This is a genomic window from Leclercia sp. AS011, assembly GCF_037152535.1.
GTDB lineage: Bacteria > Pseudomonadota > Gammaproteobacteria > Enterobacterales > Enterobacteriaceae > Enterobacter.
The window spans coordinates 57,750-73,716 of record NZ_JBBCMA010000008.1 but is presented as its reverse complement, the minus strand read 5'-3'; the positions used below and the strand labels follow the sequence as shown (position 1 = coordinate 73,716).

The 15,967-nt window shown below is 58.4% G+C and carries 15 protein-coding genes; 6 read left to right on the top strand and 9 right to left on the bottom strand.

The annotated features are described in order from the left end of the window. Positions 1 to 32 precede the first annotated feature (32 nt). Entirely contained in the window at positions 33 to 1,298 is a 1,266-nt protein-coding gene (locus WFO70_RS21050) for an MFS transporter (RefSeq protein WP_337019056.1), read from the top strand. A 212-nt stretch (positions 1,299 to 1,510) separates the two neighbouring features. Continuing rightward, positions 1,511 to 2,482 carry an Abi family protein gene (locus WFO70_RS21045; RefSeq protein ID WP_337019054.1) on the top strand — a complete coding sequence of 324 codons (972 nt, stop codon included), beginning with the start codon at positions 1,511 to 1,513 and terminating at the stop codon, positions 2,480 to 2,482. 39 nt (positions 2,483 to 2,521) lie between these two features. Here WFO70_RS21045 and rhaM read toward each other — a convergent pair whose 3' ends face one another. The 9 genes from rhaM to rhaB form a co-directional block, all read right to left on the bottom strand. Further along, complete coding sequence (gene rhaM, locus WFO70_RS21040; RefSeq protein WP_337019052.1) at positions 2,522 to 2,836, bottom strand: L-rhamnose mutarotase; 315 nt, start codon at positions 2,834 to 2,836, stop codon at positions 2,522 to 2,524. Then, complete coding sequence (gene fucO / locus WFO70_RS21035; RefSeq protein WP_337019050.1) at positions 2,833 to 3,981, bottom strand: lactaldehyde reductase; 1,149 nt, start codon at positions 3,979 to 3,981, stop codon at positions 2,833 to 2,835. Before fucO ends, rhaM begins: the two co-directional genes overlap by 4 nt. Positions 3,982 to 4,052: 71 nt before the next feature. Further along, a complete protein-coding gene (locus tag WFO70_RS21030; RefSeq protein WP_337019048.1) occupies positions 4,053 to 5,057 on the bottom strand; it encodes an ABC transporter permease in 1,005 nt (334 codons plus the stop codon). Continuing rightward, on the bottom strand, positions 5,054 to 6,058 hold the full coding sequence (locus tag WFO70_RS21025) for an ABC transporter permease (RefSeq protein WP_337019046.1): 1,005 nt from the start codon (positions 6,056 to 6,058) through the stop codon (positions 5,054 to 5,056). Before WFO70_RS21025 ends, WFO70_RS21030 begins: the two co-directional genes overlap by 4 nt. Continuing rightward, positions 6,058 to 7,560, bottom strand: coding sequence for a sugar ABC transporter ATP-binding protein (locus WFO70_RS21020; RefSeq protein WP_337019044.1), 1,503 nt, complete (start codon positions 7,558 to 7,560; stop codon positions 6,058 to 6,060). Before WFO70_RS21020 ends, WFO70_RS21025 begins: the two co-directional genes overlap by 1 nt. Positions 7,561 to 7,608: 48 nt before the next feature. After that, on the bottom strand, positions 7,609 to 8,595 hold the full coding sequence (gene rhaS, locus WFO70_RS21015; protein ID WP_337019042.1) for a rhamnose ABC transporter substrate-binding protein: 987 nt from the start codon (positions 8,593 to 8,595) through the stop codon (positions 7,609 to 7,611). Between the two features lie 84 nt (positions 8,596 to 8,679). Further along, positions 8,680 to 9,510, bottom strand: a complete 831-nt coding sequence (gene rhaD / locus WFO70_RS21010; protein WP_337019040.1) for a rhamnulose-1-phosphate aldolase — start codon at positions 9,508 to 9,510, stop codon at positions 8,680 to 8,682. 96 nt (positions 9,511 to 9,606) lie between these two features. After that, positions 9,607 to 10,866, bottom strand: a complete 1,260-nt coding sequence (gene rhaA, locus WFO70_RS21005) for an L-rhamnose isomerase (RefSeq protein ID WP_337019038.1) — start codon at positions 10,864 to 10,866, stop codon at positions 9,607 to 9,609. Continuing rightward, positions 10,863 to 12,332 carry a rhamnulokinase gene (gene rhaB / locus WFO70_RS21000; protein WP_337019036.1) on the bottom strand — a complete coding sequence of 490 codons (1,470 nt, stop codon included), beginning with the start codon at positions 12,330 to 12,332 and terminating at the stop codon, positions 10,863 to 10,865. Before rhaB ends, rhaA begins: the two co-directional genes overlap by 4 nt. Positions 12,333 to 12,632: 300 nt before the next feature. Here rhaB and rhaS (WFO70_RS20995) point away from each other — a divergent pair, with 300 nt between their 5' ends. From rhaS (WFO70_RS20995) to yiiM, 4 genes are all read left to right on the top strand, one after another. Then, positions 12,633 to 13,469, top strand: coding sequence for an HTH-type transcriptional activator RhaS (gene rhaS / locus WFO70_RS20995; RefSeq protein WP_337019034.1), 837 nt, complete (start codon positions 12,633 to 12,635; stop codon positions 13,467 to 13,469). A gap of 74 nt (positions 13,470 to 13,543) precedes the next feature. Next, the gene (rhaR, locus tag WFO70_RS20990) at positions 13,544 to 14,392 is read left to right on the top strand and encodes an HTH-type transcriptional activator RhaR (protein WP_337019032.1); all 849 of its coding nucleotides are present in this window, start codon (positions 13,544 to 13,546) and stop codon (positions 14,390 to 14,392) included. A gap of 185 nt (positions 14,393 to 14,577) precedes the next feature. Then, complete coding sequence (sodA, locus tag WFO70_RS20985) at positions 14,578 to 15,198, top strand: superoxide dismutase [Mn] (RefSeq protein ID WP_333854693.1); 621 nt, start codon at positions 14,578 to 14,580, stop codon at positions 15,196 to 15,198. Between the two features lie 66 nt (positions 15,199 to 15,264). Continuing rightward, the gene (gene yiiM, locus WFO70_RS20980) at positions 15,265 to 15,939 is read left to right on the top strand and encodes a 6-hydroxyaminopurine reductase (protein ID WP_337019029.1); all 675 of its coding nucleotides are present in this window, start codon (positions 15,265 to 15,267) and stop codon (positions 15,937 to 15,939) included. Positions 15,940 to 15,967: the final 28 nt, after the last annotated feature.

Sequence of the window (15,967 nt, the reverse complement as noted above, 5' to 3'; positions counted from 1 at the left end):
GGGCAACCGGCCCTGAGTTGAGGATAAAAATAATGAACACGACTGCCTGTACCCACAAAGACAACCCTAACTTCTGGATCTTCGGGTCGTTCTTCTTTCTCTACTTCTTCATCATGGCCACCTGCTTTCCGTTTCTGCCGATCTGGCTGTCGGATATCATCGGCCTGAATAAAACCCATACCGGGATCGTCTTCTCCTGTATCTCGCTGTTTGCCATCTCGTTCCAGCCGGTGCTGGGGATAGTGTCGGACAAGCTGGGGCTGAAAAAACACCTGCTGTGGATCATTGCGGTGCTGCTGTTTCTCTTCGCGCCCTTTTTCCTTTACGTTTTCGCGCCGCTGCTGAAGACCAACATCTGGCTCGGGGCGTTGAGCGGCGGGATCTATATCGGCTTCGTCTTCTCGGCGGGGTCGGGCGCGATTGAGGCCTACATTGAGCGGGTGAGCCGCAACAGCTTCTTTGAGTACGGCAAGGCGCGAATGTTTGGTTGTCTCGGCTGGGGGTTATGCGCCTCGACGGGCGGGATCCTGTTCGGGATTGATCCCTCGTATGTGTTCTGGATGGGCTCCGCGGCGGCGCTGGTGCTGATGGTGCTGCTGGTGGTCGCCAAACCGAAGCCCAACCAGACCGCCCAGGTGATGAACGCCCTCGGCGCCAACCAGCCGCAGATCACCGCCAGAACCGTGATTAACCTGTTCCGCCAGCGCAAAATGTGGATGTTCATTCTGTACGTGATTGGCGTGGCCTGCGTGTATGACGTCTTCGATCAGCAGTTCGCCACCTTCTTTAAAACCTTCTTCGCCACGCCGGAGGAGGGCACGCGAGCGTTTGGTTTTGCGACCACCGCCGGGGAGATCTGCAACGCCATCATCATGTTCTGCTCGCCGTGGATCATTAACCGCATTGGCGCGAAAAACACGCTGCTGATTGCCGGGGTGATTATGGCGACGCGCATTATAGGTTCATCCTTTGCCACCACCGCCGTGGAAGTGGTGGCCCTGAAGATGCTGCACGCCCTGGAGGTGCCCTTCCTGCTGGTGGGGGCGTTCAAATACATCACCGGCGTGTTCGATACCCGACTGTCGGCAACCATCTACCTGATTGGCTTTAACTTTGCCAAACAGCTGGCGGCGATTTTCCTCTCCGCCTTTGCCGGGAATATGTATGACCGGATCGGCTTCCAGGAGACCTACCTGATGCTGGGCTGTTTCGTGCTGGCGGTAACGGTGCTGTCGGCGTTTACGTTGAGCAGCAGGCAGGAAATTGCGGCGCGCAGCAATACGGTGGAAGTGAACTGAATAGACGCTGCCGCAAGCGCGGCAGCGTGAAGCCGGACAAAATCAGAGCCCGCTAAAACGACGAAACCCACCAGAGGTGGGTTTCATAAATCGCTTTGCCTATGATGTACGCAACTAGAACCTAGTTAAGGGGAAGTAGACAGTACAGGCTGTTGGGCATAAATACTAAAGGTCGGGAGATCCCCCGTCAACCGTTTCTTCAAGTGTATGGTATGCTTCGGCTCATTGTTATGGGAGCAAGAAAAATGCCGCAAGCTACTAATTATAAACCCATTATTTCATTAGTTTCATCAATACGTCTGGACAGTTATCGCACGACTTTTCGCCCAGTTGATGAGTGCGAACTCTACGGTATCTATATCTGGTCTCAGCATGCCGCTGCGTCTATTTATCCCCTCCTTCAGAATCTTGAGATCTCTTTAAGAAATGCCGTTGATAGAGAAGCCCGGGTAAGATTTGGCGAAATGTGGTGGGAAAGTATTCACAGCACAAAAGGTCGGGATGAATGCCATTTCTATAAAAACATCATTAAGGCTAAAGATTGCCTTACCCGAGAATGGCGTAAAAAAGAGATGAGACGCAGGCGTGGTAATGGTGTACAGGCACAACCTGTGCCGAACTGGTCTCACGATCAGATTGTGGCATCAACGGATTTTAGTACCTGGCATTATGTATTAAATAATGAATACAGTGCTCCTGCACCACGAGAAAATCCGCTGTATTTATGGCCAAAATCGTTGAGTAAGGTCTTTAAGAATTACGCCAAAATCAACGCGAATCCGCAAAAATTTAGAAAAGAACTGATCGATATTATCTTCGAGCTGAGAGAGTACAGAAACCGTATATCCCATCATGAACCTATCTGGGTTAAAGCGCCCAATGTGAATGATGCAAGGACTGCCATCGATACGATAAGAGTCAAAATAAACAAGATTGAACTTGTCATTGAAGCTCTTGATATCAATCTACTTAACGTGATGAGGAAGGTGGGGCTGTTTGCAAATGCCAGGCGTGTTTGCTCTGTTGAAGAGCTAGATATTTATCGCTATATCAAACCTTATTGTGCATTGTCTCCCGAGCAGATTTCAGTTATTGAACAGCATTGTCGTGACGCCAAAGAGAAAAATGAAACCGTCATATGGGAGCATAATGCTGCTGTTTTTGGATTAAGGACTTTGCGCTAACGAGCAGGTGACACTTGCTTCGCGTCACCTGCTTTGCTGTTACGCTAAATAAAACACCTCTTTCAGCCCGGTACTCACCGGGCTGTTGTCCGGGTTAGAGGGCATCACTTCCCCCATATAGTTCCACCAGCGCTGGCAGACATCGGTGTTCGCCACCGCGTTCCAGCGCTCCTCCGACTCGATCTCTACCGTGGCAAACAGCAGGTTGCGGGTCTTATCCAGATAGATGGCATAGTGGTGCGCGCCGTGGTCTTTCAGCACCGCTTCCAGCTCGGGCCAGATCGGGTTGTGGCGACGTTCATACTCTTCGTGGGCGTCAGGGTTCACCTGCATCACAAAGGCTTTGCGGATCATAATGCCTCCAGGTAGAGCTCGCGCACCTCGTCGCGGCTGGCGCTGCGCGGGTTGCAGGGGGCGCACGGGTCGGCGAGGGCTTTGTCGAGCCAGCCTTCGATATCGGCCTGGGTGACGCCCAGCTTGCTGAAGCCGGACGGGATGCCGACGCGGGTGCTCAGGTCACGAATCGCCTGAATGGCCGCCATGCTGGCCGCTTCGTCGCTCATCTCGCGGGTATCAACGCCCATCGCCTGCGCCACGCGGGCAAAGCGTGCCACGGCGTTCGGACGGTTAAAGTTTTCGATGATCGGCAGCAGGATGGCGTTGCATACGCCGTGCGGCAGGTTGTGCGTCGCCCCCGGCTGGTGGGCCAGCGCGTGCACCAGCCCGAGCCCGGCGCTGTTGAAGGCCATGCCAGCCAGATACTGGCCGAAGGCCATCTGCTCACGCGCCTCGAGGTTATGCCCGTTGTCTACCGCCTCCGGCAGCCAGTGGGCGATCAGGCGAATCGCCTCCAGGGCGTTGGCGTCGGTCAGGGGATGGGCACCCACGGAGACATAGGCTTCGATGGCGTGGGTCAGGGCGTCCATCCCGGTGGCGGCGGTGACGGAGGCCGGAATGTCGAGCATTACGCTGGCGTCATCCACGGCGATATCCGGGATGATGTTCGGGTCGATGATCACCTCTTTGACCTGACGCGCGGAGTCGATAATGACCGCGTTGCTGGTCATCTCTGCCGCCGTGCCCGCAGTGGTGTTGATCGCCACCAGCGGCACCCCGGCGTTAAGTACCTTGCCGACGCCGGAGTACGCGGTGGACGGGCCCGGGTTCGCGGTGAGAATTTTGATCGCTTTGGCGGTGTCGATCGGGCTGCCGCCGCCGAAGGCAATAATGTAATCGCACTGCGCGTCCTGATACGCGGCAAATCCTTTTTGTACCAGCGCCTCGGTCGGGTTCGGGAAAACCGCGTCGAACAGCTGATAAGACATCTCCTGCGCGTCGAGGGCGGTAAACAGGCTGTCGAGCAGGCCCATTTTCACCAGCTGGCCGTCGGTGACGATCAGCGCTTTGCCCCACTGTTTGTTCGCCACCAGCTTAACCATATCGCCGATTGCGCCTGCGCCGTGCAGGCTGATTTTCGGCAGCGCCAACATAAAGCTCATGATAATTCTCCTTAATTACGGTGATTTTTATGCCCGGCGGCGCTGCGCTTGCACGTAGCTCCGCCCCGCATTTAGATCCGTCTTCGCTGCATTATCCGGCGGGTGATGATCGGCAGGGAGATCACCACAATCAGCATCGCGCCGATAATCACCGACATCACGATGCCCGGCACGTTGAGCAGGCTCAGGCCGAAGGTGACCAGCCCCATCAGGAAGGCGGCGATAATCACGCCCACCATGCTGCCGGAACCGCCGAGAATATTAACCCCACCGAGTACCGCCATGGTCACCACCGCCAGCTCCCAGCCCATCGCAATGGTCGGGCGGGTACTGCCCAGCCGCGAGGTGAGCAGCACCGAGGCCAGCCCGGCCATCAGCCCCACCAGGGCAAAGAGGATCAGGTTGTGACGCTTCACGTTGATGCCAGAATACCAGGCCCCGGTCGGGTTATTGCCGATGGCGTAGGTGCGACGCCCGAAGTTGGTCCTGTGCAGCACGAAGGCAAACACCACCGCCAGCACGATAAAGAGCGCGAACTCAAACGACAGCGCCCCCCAGACGTACCCCTGACCAAACCACGCGAAGCTCTCCGGGTACGCGTTCAGCGCCTGGTCGCCCAGCAGAATGTAGGTGATACCGCGGTAGAGGCTCATGGTGCCGATGGTGATCACAATCGACGACAGGTTAAAGCGGGTCACCAGCAGGCCGTTGAACAGCCCGCACAGCAGACCCACCCCTAAACCCACGCAGACCAGCCACGGCGTATCCAGCCCGGCCGCGGCGCAAAAGCCCATCACCGTGGAGCTCAGGGCGATGGTGGACGCCACTGACAGGTCAATTTCACGGGCGATAATCAGCATCGCCATCGGCAGCACGATGATCGCCTTTTCGGTGAAGTTGAAGGTCGCATCCGACAGGTTCCAGATATCGAGGAAGTACGGCGAGGCCAGGGCGTTGCCCACAAACACCGCCAGGGTCACCGCCAGCAGAAAACCTTCCCAGCACAGCAGGCGCTGGAAAATGCCCGCCGGAGCGGGGGGGCTTTTAATCTCTTCAGACGTCATAACTTTACTCATGATCTTACCGCCTGTTTCTGACGAGCCAGCGCCGCATCGCGCAGGATGAGCCGTCCTTTGCGTTTGTTGCCGCGCTCATTGAGTAGCACCGCAATTACGATCACCGTCCCGGAGATGGCCATTTGCCAGAACGGCGACACGCCAATCACCGGCAGGGCATTGTTGATCACTCCGAGGAACAGCGCCCCGCACAGGCAACCCAGCACCCGGCCGGTACCGCCCATGGTGCTGATGCCGCCGATCACGCAGGCCGCCACCACTTGCAGCTCAAAGCCGTTCGCCACGTCGACATAGGCCACCGCAAAGCGGGAGATCCACAGATAGCCGCAGAACCCGGCCAGCGCCCCGGAGAGGCAGAAGCTGACGAACTGCATTTTGCCGGCGTTGATCCCGGTGTAATACGCCGCCGTGGCGTTGCCGCCCGCCGTGTAGAGCGCCCGCCCGGTGCGGCTGTAGCGCAGGAAATAGCCCACCAGCAGCAGAGCGGCAATGGCGCACCAGCTCAGCACCGGCAAACCCAGCACCGATGCCCGCGGCAGGCCGAGGAAATCGGCCCCCATCTGGTTGGAGTTAACCCAGCCGCCGCCGGAGAGCAGAAAGATAATCCCCCGGTAGATGCTCATGGTGCCCAGCGTCACCACAATCGCCGGAATCCCCATCTTCCACACCAGCAGGCCGTTGATCATACCCATCACCAGGCCCAGCACGGTGGCGAGGATCAGCAGCGCCCAGACCGGTACCTCGGGGTAGTTAAAGTTAATCAGGGCGACAGTCATCCCGGTCAGCGCCAGGTTGGCCGCCATCGACAGGTCGATGCCCTTGGTGAGCAGGACCATCATCTGCCCGAGGGCGAGAATGACCAGAATCGAGGTGTCGTTGAACATCTCCACCAGGTTGCCCGGGGCGATAAACGACGGGACGCGGGTACCGATGGCGATCACCATCAGCACGATCACCGCCGCCAGCAGCGCCTCGCGGTGTTTAAGCAGCTGTTGCACCATTATGCGGCCTCCTGTCTGGCACCGCTGGCGGCGCTGACGATGGTTTCCGCCGTCGCGCCTCCCGCCTGATATTCCGCCACCATCAGCCCTTCATGCATGACGATGATCCGGTCGGCCATGCCCATCACTTCCGGCAGTTCGGAGGAGACCATGATCACCGCCAGCCCCTGACCGACCAGCTCGGACATAAACTGATGCACCGCCGCTTTGGAGCCAATATCGATCCCTTTAGTCGGTTCATCGAGGATGATGACGTCCGGATGGGTCGCCAGCCATTTGCCGATCACCACTTTCTGCTGGTTGCCGCCGGAGAGGGTCTCCACCGCCTGCTTCCAGCTAAAGGCTTTCACCTGCAGGCGCCTGGCGTATTCATCCGCCAGCTGCCACTCGCGATCGTCATTCAGCACCCCGCTGGCGTTCAGCTTGCTGAGCTGCGGCAGGCTGATGTTCTGGGCAATCGACAGCTCGATAATCGCCCCCTGCTTCTGGCGCTCTTCAGGCACGCAGACGATCCCGGCTTTGATGGCGTCCGCCGGCTGGCGGAAATGCTGTTCTTTGCCGTTCAGCACAATGCTGCCGGAAGAGGGGCGTGAGACGCCGGAAAGCGCCTGCATCAGCTCGGTGCGCCCGGCCCCCACCAGCCCGTAGAAGCCAAGGATTTCGCCTTTGCGCAGGGTAAAGGAGATCCTGGCGAACTCGGTCGGATGACAGAGATCCTGCACCTCCAGCACGGTCTCGCCTTTTTCGCACGCCACTTTCGGGAAGGTCTGGGTTATGGCGCGGCCCACCATCATCGCCACCATCCGCTCTTCGGTGATGTCGTTGATGGCCCCGGCACCCACAAACACGCCGTCACGCAGAATGGTGTAGTGATCCGCCAGCTCAAAAATCTCATCGAATTTGTGCGAGATAAACAGGATCGCTTTCCCCTCCTGCTTCAGGCGTTCGACGATCTGGTAAAACTCGAGAATTTCATGCTGCGACAGGGCGGCGGTGGGCTCATCAAGGATCACCACCTGGGCGTCAAAGGACAGCGCCCGGGCAATCGCCACCATGTGCCGCTGGGCGATGCTCAGGGTTTTCAGCGTCGCGCGCGGGTCAATCTGCACCTCCAGACGGGTGAGGATCGCCTGCGCCCGGCGGTGCATCTCCGGCCAGTCGAGCTTTTTGAAAAAGCCTTTATAGAGGTACTGACCAACAAAAATATTTTCGGTGACCGACAGTTCATCGAAAAGGACGGTCTCCTGGTGGATGGCGGTAATGCCCACCTTGTGCGCCGAGTCGGGGGTCGGCAGTTGAATGGGAATGGCTTTGTAGAGGATCTCGCCCTCGTCGGGCTGGTAGATACCGGTCATCACTTTGACCAGCGTCGATTTGCCCGCGCCGTTTTCACCGATCAGGGCGGTGACTTTGCCGGGCCAGAGCTCAAGCTGCACGTTCTCCAGGGCACGCACACCGGGGAAAACCTTGGTGATGCCTTTAAGTTGAAGCAATGGGGTCATGATAGTTCTCCATTTGATCCCCTCTCCCGGAGGGAGAGGGAGAAAGAATCAGAAGAATTTCGAGAACTTATCAATATTGCTGGCATCGTAAACAAACGGCTCAGCCATCGCGCCGCTGCCGTCGGCATCCAGCTTCACTTTGCCCAGTTTGCCCATGCTGGCTTCGTCTTTGGTGGCGGTGCCTTTCACCAGATCATCCGCTAAGTAGGTTGCGGCATAGCCGAGGTCGATGGGGTTCCAGATGGCGAAGCTCTTGCTGGCCCCGGATTTCACCGCGCCCGCCATTTCAGACGGCAGACCGAGACCGGTCACATACACTTTGCCGATCTTGCCCTGATCTTTCACCGCCTGCGCCGCCGCCACGATGCCGACCGACGAGGGAGAGACGATCACCTTCAGATCCGGGTAGGTTTTCAGCAGGCCGACCGCTTCGCGGTAGCTCTTATCCGACAGATCGTCGCCATAGGCCACGGTCACCAGATTGACGGACGGGTACTGCGGCAGCACCTTTTTCATCTCGGCAATCCAGGTATTCTGGTTGGTGGAGGTTGGAGTAGCGCTCAATACCGCCACATCGCCTTTCTCCACGTTCAGCGCTTTCAGCGCTTCGGCTGCCAGCTTGACGTTGGTCTCGCCAATCAGCGCGTTATTGGACGGGTTAAGGTGGATCTGACGCCCGGCTTTCGCCACGCCGGAGTCCCATGACACCACTTTGATCCCGCGCTGCATCGCTTTTTTCAGCACCGGCACCACGGCATCAGGATCGTTGGCGGAGATGGCGATCGCATCCACCCCCTGGGCGATCAACCCGTTCAGCACTTCGATCTGCGCTTCGGCGGTGGTGGTGGTCGGCCCGGTATAGATCACTTTGACATCACCTAACTCTTTGGCTGCCTCTTGGGCACCCACGTTTGCCGCTTCGAAGAAGCCATTACCTAAGGATTTCGCCACCAGGGCGATTTTTACTTCCGCTAAAGCAGAACCGGACAACGCCAGGGCGGCAACGGTGAGGATCAAGCTTGTCTTTATTTTCATTGCTTTTACTCCACTTAACGAGGTGATTTGTATAGGGATTGCAGGTGTAGTTCGCCCCGTCTCAATGAGCGGGGCGCGATGTTCTTATTTGTACAGATCTAACGCCGACTGCATAGGGTTAACGCCAAAGCGTTTGCCCAGCGCAATCAGCTCTTCCCGGGTGATGGTCTGCTTCATGCCACCCATCGAATAAACCTTTACCAGCACTTCGGCAGACTTCTCGGCGGTGTCGATCAGACCGAAGGTCTCATCCAGCGTCGGGCCGCTGCCGAACACGCCGTGGAACGGCCACAGCACCAGGGCGTGTTTTTGCATCTCAATCGCCGTGGCCTGGCCGATCTCGTCAGTACCCGGCACCATCCACGGCAGAATGCCGACGCCATCCGGGAACACCACCAGACATTCGGTGCTGCCTTCCCACAGCTGGCGGGTGATCACGTCGGTATTGTTTTCCAGCACGAATGTCAGGGCGATCAGGTTGGTGGCGTGGCAGTGCATGATCACCCGATCTTTCCCACTGGTGGCCTTGATACGCTCGCAGTGGGAGAGGAAGTGGGCCGGCAGCTCAGAGGTTGGTACCGCTTCGTCCGTCAGCCCCCAAAGTATGTGGTAGCCCGCGCCGTCGCTGTCCACTTTTACCACACCGAGGTTGGCCTGCGGATCGAGCTGCACGTTGCGGAAGAACTTGCCGGAGCCAGTAACGATAAACGGCGTGTTGGCGAGCAGTGGCATCGGCTGGCTCAGGGCGATATAGCGCGGCTTCTGATGGAAGTCGGCGGCAAAGGGTTCAATATCTGCATCGTCCAGGCGCAGCGTCAGGTTGCCGCCGTTGCGCTCGTCCCAGCCTTTCAGCCAGGCGTCGGAGGTGGCTTTGATCATGCCCTGGACGAACCAGGATTGAGTGATGGTCTGCATTCTGTGTTTCCTTTGAAAATGCCCGGCGGCGCTTCGCTTGCCGGGCCTACAGCTAAACGTAGGCCGGGTAGGCGAAGCGCCACCCGGCAATGTTATTTACTGACGAGCGGTGAGAACGTCCTGCTCATACGCCCGCACGGTATCCAGCCACTGGCTGCCCGCCGGGGCATCGTTGCGCTGGCAGTACATCTCCCATACCGCCTGCCACGGCAGTGATTTTTGCTCTTCCAGCAGCGCCAGACGCGCGGTGTAATCCCCCGCGGCCTCCAGCGCACGTAGCTCGGCGGTAGGCTCCAGCAGGGCGCGCAGCAGAGCTTTTTTCATGTTGCGGGTGCCGATCACCCAGGCCGCGATGCGGTTGATGGAGGCATCGAAGAAGTCGAGGCCGATGTGCACCCGGTCAAACAGGTCATGGCGGATGATTTCGCTGGCGATAGCCTGGGTTTCGTCATCCAGCAGCACCACGTGGTCACTGTCCCAGCGCACCGGGCGGCTGACGTGCAGCAGCAGGTGCGGCACATAGAGCATCGCGGCAGAAATTTTATCGGAGATCACCTCGGTAGGATGGAAGTGACCCGCGTCCAGGCACAGCGCGGTCTGACGGCTGGTGGCGTAACCCATGTAGAACTCGTTGGAGCCCACGGTGTAGCTCTCAGCACCAATGCCGAACAGCTTGCTCTCCACGGCGTCGATGTGGTGCGCCGGGTCCAGCTTCTCGCTCATTGCCTCATCCAGCGCTGCCAGCAGGCGCTGACGCGGGGCGAGGCGGTCGACGGTAATGTCTTTCATCCCGTCCGGGATCCAGATATTCATCACCGACGGGGTGCCTAACTGCTCGCCAAAGTACGCCGACACGCGACGGCTGGCCTTCACGTGGTCGATCCAGAACTGACGGATTTCATCGTCGGCGTGGGCGAGGGTAAAGCCGTCGGCGCTCAGCGGGTGTGAGAAGCAGGAAGGGTTAAAATCCAGCCCCAGCTTGTTAACTTTGGCCCACTCGACCCAGCGCTTAAAATGTTCCGGCTTGATGGCGTTGCGATCGACCGGGGTGTCGGACTCCAGATAGATGGCGTGCAGGTTCAGGCGTTTTGGCCCCGGGATCAGGCTCAGGGCCAGCTCCAGATCGGCCCGCAGCTCGGCGGCATTACGCGCCTTGCCCGGATAGTTGCCGGTGGCCTGGATCCCGCCGGTCAGCGCTCCGCCCGGGTTCTCGAAACCGGCCACGTCATCGCCCTGCCAGCAGTGCATAGAGACGGGCAGACGGTCGAGCTGACGCAGAGCCTCCTCGACATCCACGCCCACGGCGGCGAAACGCTGTTTAGCCAGTTCCCAGGCTTGTTCAAGTTGAGTGGTCATGCGCAAAGCTCCTTTGTCGGTCGTTGTTGCTGAAACTGCGTGCGGTAGCGGGCAATCTCATGATCGGGATGAGGGGTAAAGGTGGTCAGGCCGTAGTTGCCGGTCACCACCTGACGGAACTGGTCGACGTTGGTCAGCTCGTCGAGGGTCATCAGCTGGATGCCGATATTGCCGAGCGTCGACGCCTCAACCGGCCCGGCGATCACGGTGATACCGCAGGCGTCGGCGCAAAGCTGGTTAAGCAGCTGGTTCTGGCAGCCGCCGCCGACAATATGCAGCTGGCTGAACGGCTTACCGCGCAGGGTAGCCAGCTCGTGCAGCACCTCGGCATACAGCAGAGCGAGGCTGTCGAAGATGCAGCGCGCCAGCTCGGCAGCACTCTCCGGCACCGGCTGGGCGCTTTCGCGACAGGCGGCCTGGATCTCGGCGCTCATGTTGGCCGGGTTGATAAAGCGGTCGTCGTTGGGGTTGATCAGGAAAGTGCAGGCCGTCAGCTTTTCGGTTTCTGCGATAAGCGCAGGCAAATCGGTGATGTTCTGCTCTTTCAGCACCCGCTGCAGCAGCCACAGGCCCATAATGTTTTTCAGCACCCGGTAGCGGCCTTCGGCCCCGCCTTCGTTGGTGATGTTCGCCGCCAGGGCGTTGTCGCTGGTGTAGGGCGTTTTGCTCTCAAAGCCCATCAGCGACCAGGTCCCGGAGGAGAGATAGGCGGCATCTTTACTGGCAAGCGGGGCGGCGATCACCGCGCTGGCAGTGTCGTGGCTGGCGACGGCGACCACCGGAATGTGGTTGCCCTGCGGGCAGATCCAGTGACCGATCACATTACCCGGATGGGTAGGGGTGCCAAACCAGTCGCGCGGCGCCCCGGTCCAGTTGAGCAGGTTCTCGTCCCAGGAGTCGGAATTGATGTTCACCAGCTGGGTGGTGGTGGCGTTGGTATATTCCCAGTTCATCTGGCCGGTGAGACGGTAGCTGAAGTAGTCCGGGATCAGCAGGGCGTGGGCAACGTTCGCCACCAGCGCCGGCTGCTGTTCCACCAGGGCCCGCAGCTGATAGAGGGTGTTAAACGGCAGGAACTGAATGCCGCTGCGGCCATAGATCTCCGCTTTACCGAGCTGCGCCAGCGCATGGGCCATCACCCCGTCGGTGCGGCTGTCGCGGTAGGAGACCGGCAGGCCCACGCGCTCGCCCTTGCTGTTCAGCAGCACGTAATCCACCCCCCAGGTGTCGATCCCGATACTGTCGATGTGAATGCCCTCTTCACACACCTTATTCAGCCCGGCGCGGATCTCTGCTTCCAGGGCATCAATATCCCAGCAGTCAAAACCGTCCTGCTTTTGCAGGCAGTTCACGAAACGGTGGATTTCGCGAAGCAGAAGGGTGCGCTGCTCGCGATGGTAGCTCGCCAGCATTACGCGGCCGCTGGATGCGCCTAAATCGACAGCCACACAATGGCGAAAAGTCATGGTCCGGTCCTTCCTGTAGTCATTGCCGGACAGTGTAAAAAAGAGAAGCGTCAGCGACCTTCTTGCCACTGACAGCGCATTTCAGGGGCTGGCAAGAAAGCAAAGATGAACGTGAGGGAGTTCACATTTCCCGCTAATCACCGGGAATTCGGGGGATGTGACGGTGGGCGCATTTCCGGATCTTTCCCGCCGTTTCTTGAAAAAGTGACAGGCTTTGCGCCATTTGCTGTCGAAAATTTAAGGTGAGCCGGGAAACCCTAAATTACTATTTTGAGAACATTTATCATCTGGTGACCCGTTATGACCGTACTGCACAGCGTGGATTTTTTCCCTTCAGGCCACTCGCCTGTGGCGATTGAGCCGCGGCTGCCCCAGGCTGCCTTTCCGGAACATCATCATGATTTTCATGAGATCGTCATCGTGGAACACGGCACGGGCATCCATGTTTTCAACGGACAGCCGTACACCATCAGCGGCGGTACGGTGTGCTTTGTGCGCGATCATGACCGGCATATGTATGAACACACTGACAACCTGTGCCTGACCAACGTGCTCTATCGCTCTCCGGACGCGTTCCAGTTTTTGTCGGGATTGAACCAGCTGCTGCCCCAGGAGCAGGATGGGCACTACCCGTCGCACTGGCGGGTGAATCAGGCCACGCTGCAGCAGGTGCGTCAGCTGGTCAGCCAGATGGAGCAGTCCGAAGAGGGGCAGACCACCCACGCCCTCGCCAGCCGCGAGATCCTGTTTATGCAGCTGCTGGTGCTGCTGCGTCGCGGCAGCCTGGTGGAAGGGGCGGCGGATAACGACGCCCGACTCAACCAGCTGATGGCCTGGCTGGAAGATCACTTCGCGGAGGATGTCTGCTGGGAGACGCTGGCGGATAACTTTTCCCTCTCGCTGCGCACCCTGCATCGCCAGCTGAAACAGCACACCGGGCAGACGCCCCAGCGCTACCTGAACCGTCTGCGGCTGATCAAAGCGCGTCACCTGCTGCGCCACACTGACGAGAGCGTCACCGATATCGCCTATCGCTGCGGTTTTGGCGACAGTAACCACTTTTCGACCCTGTTTCGCCGGGAATTTGCCTGGTCCCCGCGCGACATTCGCCAGGGCCGGGATGCCTCGCTTCAGTAACGCGAGGAAAATCACCGTTTTATTGCCGCAAACCGGGTAATAATGGCAGGTTGTTCCCGGGTAGAGGTTGTGATGTGGCAGGACAGTTGATTCTTCGCAGAGCCGATTTTTTTGCATCCGCCGCCCAGGCCGTCGCGGTCGCCGACCGCTATCCGCAAAATGTCTTTGCCGAGCACACCCACGATTTCTGCGAGCTGGTGCTGGTATGGCGCGGTAACGGCCTGCATATCCTCAACGATCGCCCTTACCGCATCACCCGGGGCGATCTTTTTTATATTCGCGCGGAAGACAAACACTCCTACGCCTCGGTCAACGATCTGGTGCTACAGAACATCATCTACTGCCCCGACCGGCTGAAGCTCAACGTGGACTGGGGGGCGAACATCCCCGGTTTTCTCAGGGCGGGCGGCACTCCCCACTGGCGACTGGGCAGCAACGGTATGGCGCAGGTACGCCCGGTGATCGCCCAGCTGGAACAGGAGAGTCAGAAGAACGACCCCCATGCGTACGATATGGCCGAGCTGCTGTTTGCCCAACTGGCGCTTATGCTCAAACGCTACCGCTACGCTCCGGACAATCCGGATGCCAGCGAGCCGGAAGCGCTGCTGGATAAGCTGATCACCGCTCTGGCGGGCAGCCTGAACCGCAGCTTTGTGCTGGAGAAGTTTTGCGAGCAGGAGCAGTGCAGCGAGCGCGCCCTGCGCCAGCAGTTCCGCACCCAGACCGGCATGACGGTGAACCACTATCTGCGCCAGCTGCGGATCTGCCACGCGCAGTATCTGCTGCAACATACCGAGCTGATGGTCAGCGAAGTTGCCATGCAGTGCGGCTTTGAAGACAGTAACTATTTCTCGGTGGTGTTTAACCGTGAAGTGGGGATGACCCCGGTGCAGTGGCGCCATCGCAGCCATAACGCCGCGTAATAGAATCTCTGCTTGCCCATCAGGTCCACCGCACGCCCCGCCAGATCAGTCACATAACGAAAAGTTATAACCTTATTAAAACTACGGCATTGATAAACATTTTCAATATCATTTAATTAACTATAATGAACCAACTGCTTACGCGGCATTAACACGTTTGCCGCCCGACAATAATGGAGATGATTATGAGCTATACCCTGCCATCCCTGCCGTACGCTTACGACGCCCTTGAGCCGCATTTCGACAAGCAGACGATGGAAATCCATCACACCAAACACCACCAGACTTACGTTAACAACGCCAACGCGGCGCTGGAAAGCCTGCCAGAGTTCGCTAACCTGCCTGCTGAAGAGCTGATCACCAAACTGGATCAACTGCCAGCTGACAAGAAAACCGTTCTGCGTAACAACGCGGGCGGCCACGCTAACCACAGCTTCTTCTGGAAAGGCCTGAAAACCGGTACTACCCTGCAGGGCGACCTGAAATCCGCTATCGAGCGCGACTTCGGCTCCGTAGAGAACTTCAAAGCTGAGTTTGAAAAAGCCGCTGCTACCCGTTTCGGCTCTGGCTGGGCGTGGCTGGTACTGAAAGGCGACAAACTGGCTGTGGTTTCTACCGCGAACCAGGACTCCCCGCTGATGGGTGAAGCAATCTCTGGCGCATCCGGCTTCCCAATCGTGGGCCTGGACGTGTGGGAACACGCTTACTACCTGAAATTCCAGAACCGTCGTCCGGACTACATCAAAGCCTTCTGGGACGTGGTGAACTGGGACGAAGCAGCAGCACGTTTCGCCGCTAAAAAATAAGGTTGCAAAGCCGCCTGTGAGAAGCGAGTCTGATGACTCGCTTTTTTTATGTCTGAAGGAGCAGAGATGCACTATCCGGTGAACGTCTTTACAGGCAAGGTAAGGGATTACGACGGCAGCCGCCCGAGCGCCATCGCTAAAATTCAGGTCGACGGTGAGCTGAGGCTAACCGATCTCGGGCTTGCGGGTGACGAACAGGCCGAAAAGAAAATCCACGGCGGGCCCGACCGCGCGCTGTGCCACTATCCGCGCGAACATTATCAGCACTGGATAACGGAATTCCCCGCGCAGGCAGCGTTGTTTGTCGCCCCGGCGTTTGGCGAGAATCTCTCGACGGAAGGGCTGACGGAGAAGAATGTCTTTATCGGGGATATCTTTCGCTGGGGTGAGGCCCTGATCCAGGTGACCCAGCCACGTTCGCCGTGCTTCAAACTTAACTTCCACTTCGGCATTACCGACATGGCCACGCAGATGCAGAACGCCGCGAAAACCGGCTGGTTGTATCGTGTGGTGCTGGACGGGCAGGTTTCGGCAGATGCGCCGCTGGAGCTCGTCTCCCGGCTGAGCGACGTCTCGGTACATGACGCCTGCGCTATCGCCTGGCATATGCCCTTTGATGATGAGCAGTATCACCGCTTGCTGTCAGCGGCGGGGTTATCCACCAGCTGGACCCGAACCATGCAGAAGCGGCGACTGAGCAACAAGATCGAAGATAACAGGCGGAGATTGTGGGGAAAGTAGTCATCCGTAGAAACCAGGCCGGGTAAGG

Coding starts and splice junctions, on each gene's coding strand:
- WFO70_RS21050 (WP_337019056.1), top strand. CDS start 33: ATGAACACGACTGCCTGTACCCACAAAGACAACCCTAACTTCTGGATC.
- WFO70_RS21045 (WP_337019054.1), top strand. CDS start 1,511: ATGCTTCGGCTCATTGTTATGGGAGCAAGAAAAATGCCGCAAGCTACT.
- rhaM (WP_337019052.1), bottom strand. CDS start 2,836: ATGATCCGCAAAGCCTTTGTGATGCAGGTGAACCCTGACGCCCACGAA.
- fucO (WP_337019050.1), bottom strand. CDS start 3,981: ATGAGCTTTATGTTGGCGCTGCCGAAAATCAGCCTGCACGGCGCAGGC.
- WFO70_RS21030 (WP_337019048.1), bottom strand. CDS start 5,057: ATGAGTAAAGTTATGACGTCTGAAGAGATTAAAAGCCCCCCCGCTCCG.
- WFO70_RS21025 (WP_337019046.1), bottom strand. CDS start 6,058: ATGGTGCAACAGCTGCTTAAACACCGCGAGGCGCTGCTGGCGGCGGTG.
- WFO70_RS21020 (WP_337019044.1), bottom strand. CDS start 7,560: ATGACCCCATTGCTTCAACTTAAAGGCATCACCAAGGTTTTCCCCGGT.
- rhaS (WP_337019042.1), bottom strand. CDS start 8,595: ATGAAAATAAAGACAAGCTTGATCCTCACCGTTGCCGCCCTGGCGTTG.
- rhaD (WP_337019040.1), bottom strand. CDS start 9,510: ATGCAGACCATCACTCAATCCTGGTTCGTCCAGGGCATGATCAAAGCC.
- rhaA (WP_337019038.1), bottom strand. CDS start 10,866: ATGACCACTCAACTTGAACAAGCCTGGGAACTGGCTAAACAGCGTTTC.
- rhaB (WP_337019036.1), bottom strand. CDS start 12,332: ATGACTTTTCGCCATTGTGTGGCTGTCGATTTAGGCGCATCCAGCGGC.
- rhaS (WP_337019034.1), top strand. CDS start 12,633: ATGACCGTACTGCACAGCGTGGATTTTTTCCCTTCAGGCCACTCGCCT.
- sodA (WP_333854693.1), top strand. CDS start 14,578: ATGAGCTATACCCTGCCATCCCTGCCGTACGCTTACGACGCCCTTGAG.
- yiiM (WP_337019029.1), top strand. CDS start 15,265: ATGCACTATCCGGTGAACGTCTTTACAGGCAAGGTAAGGGATTACGAC.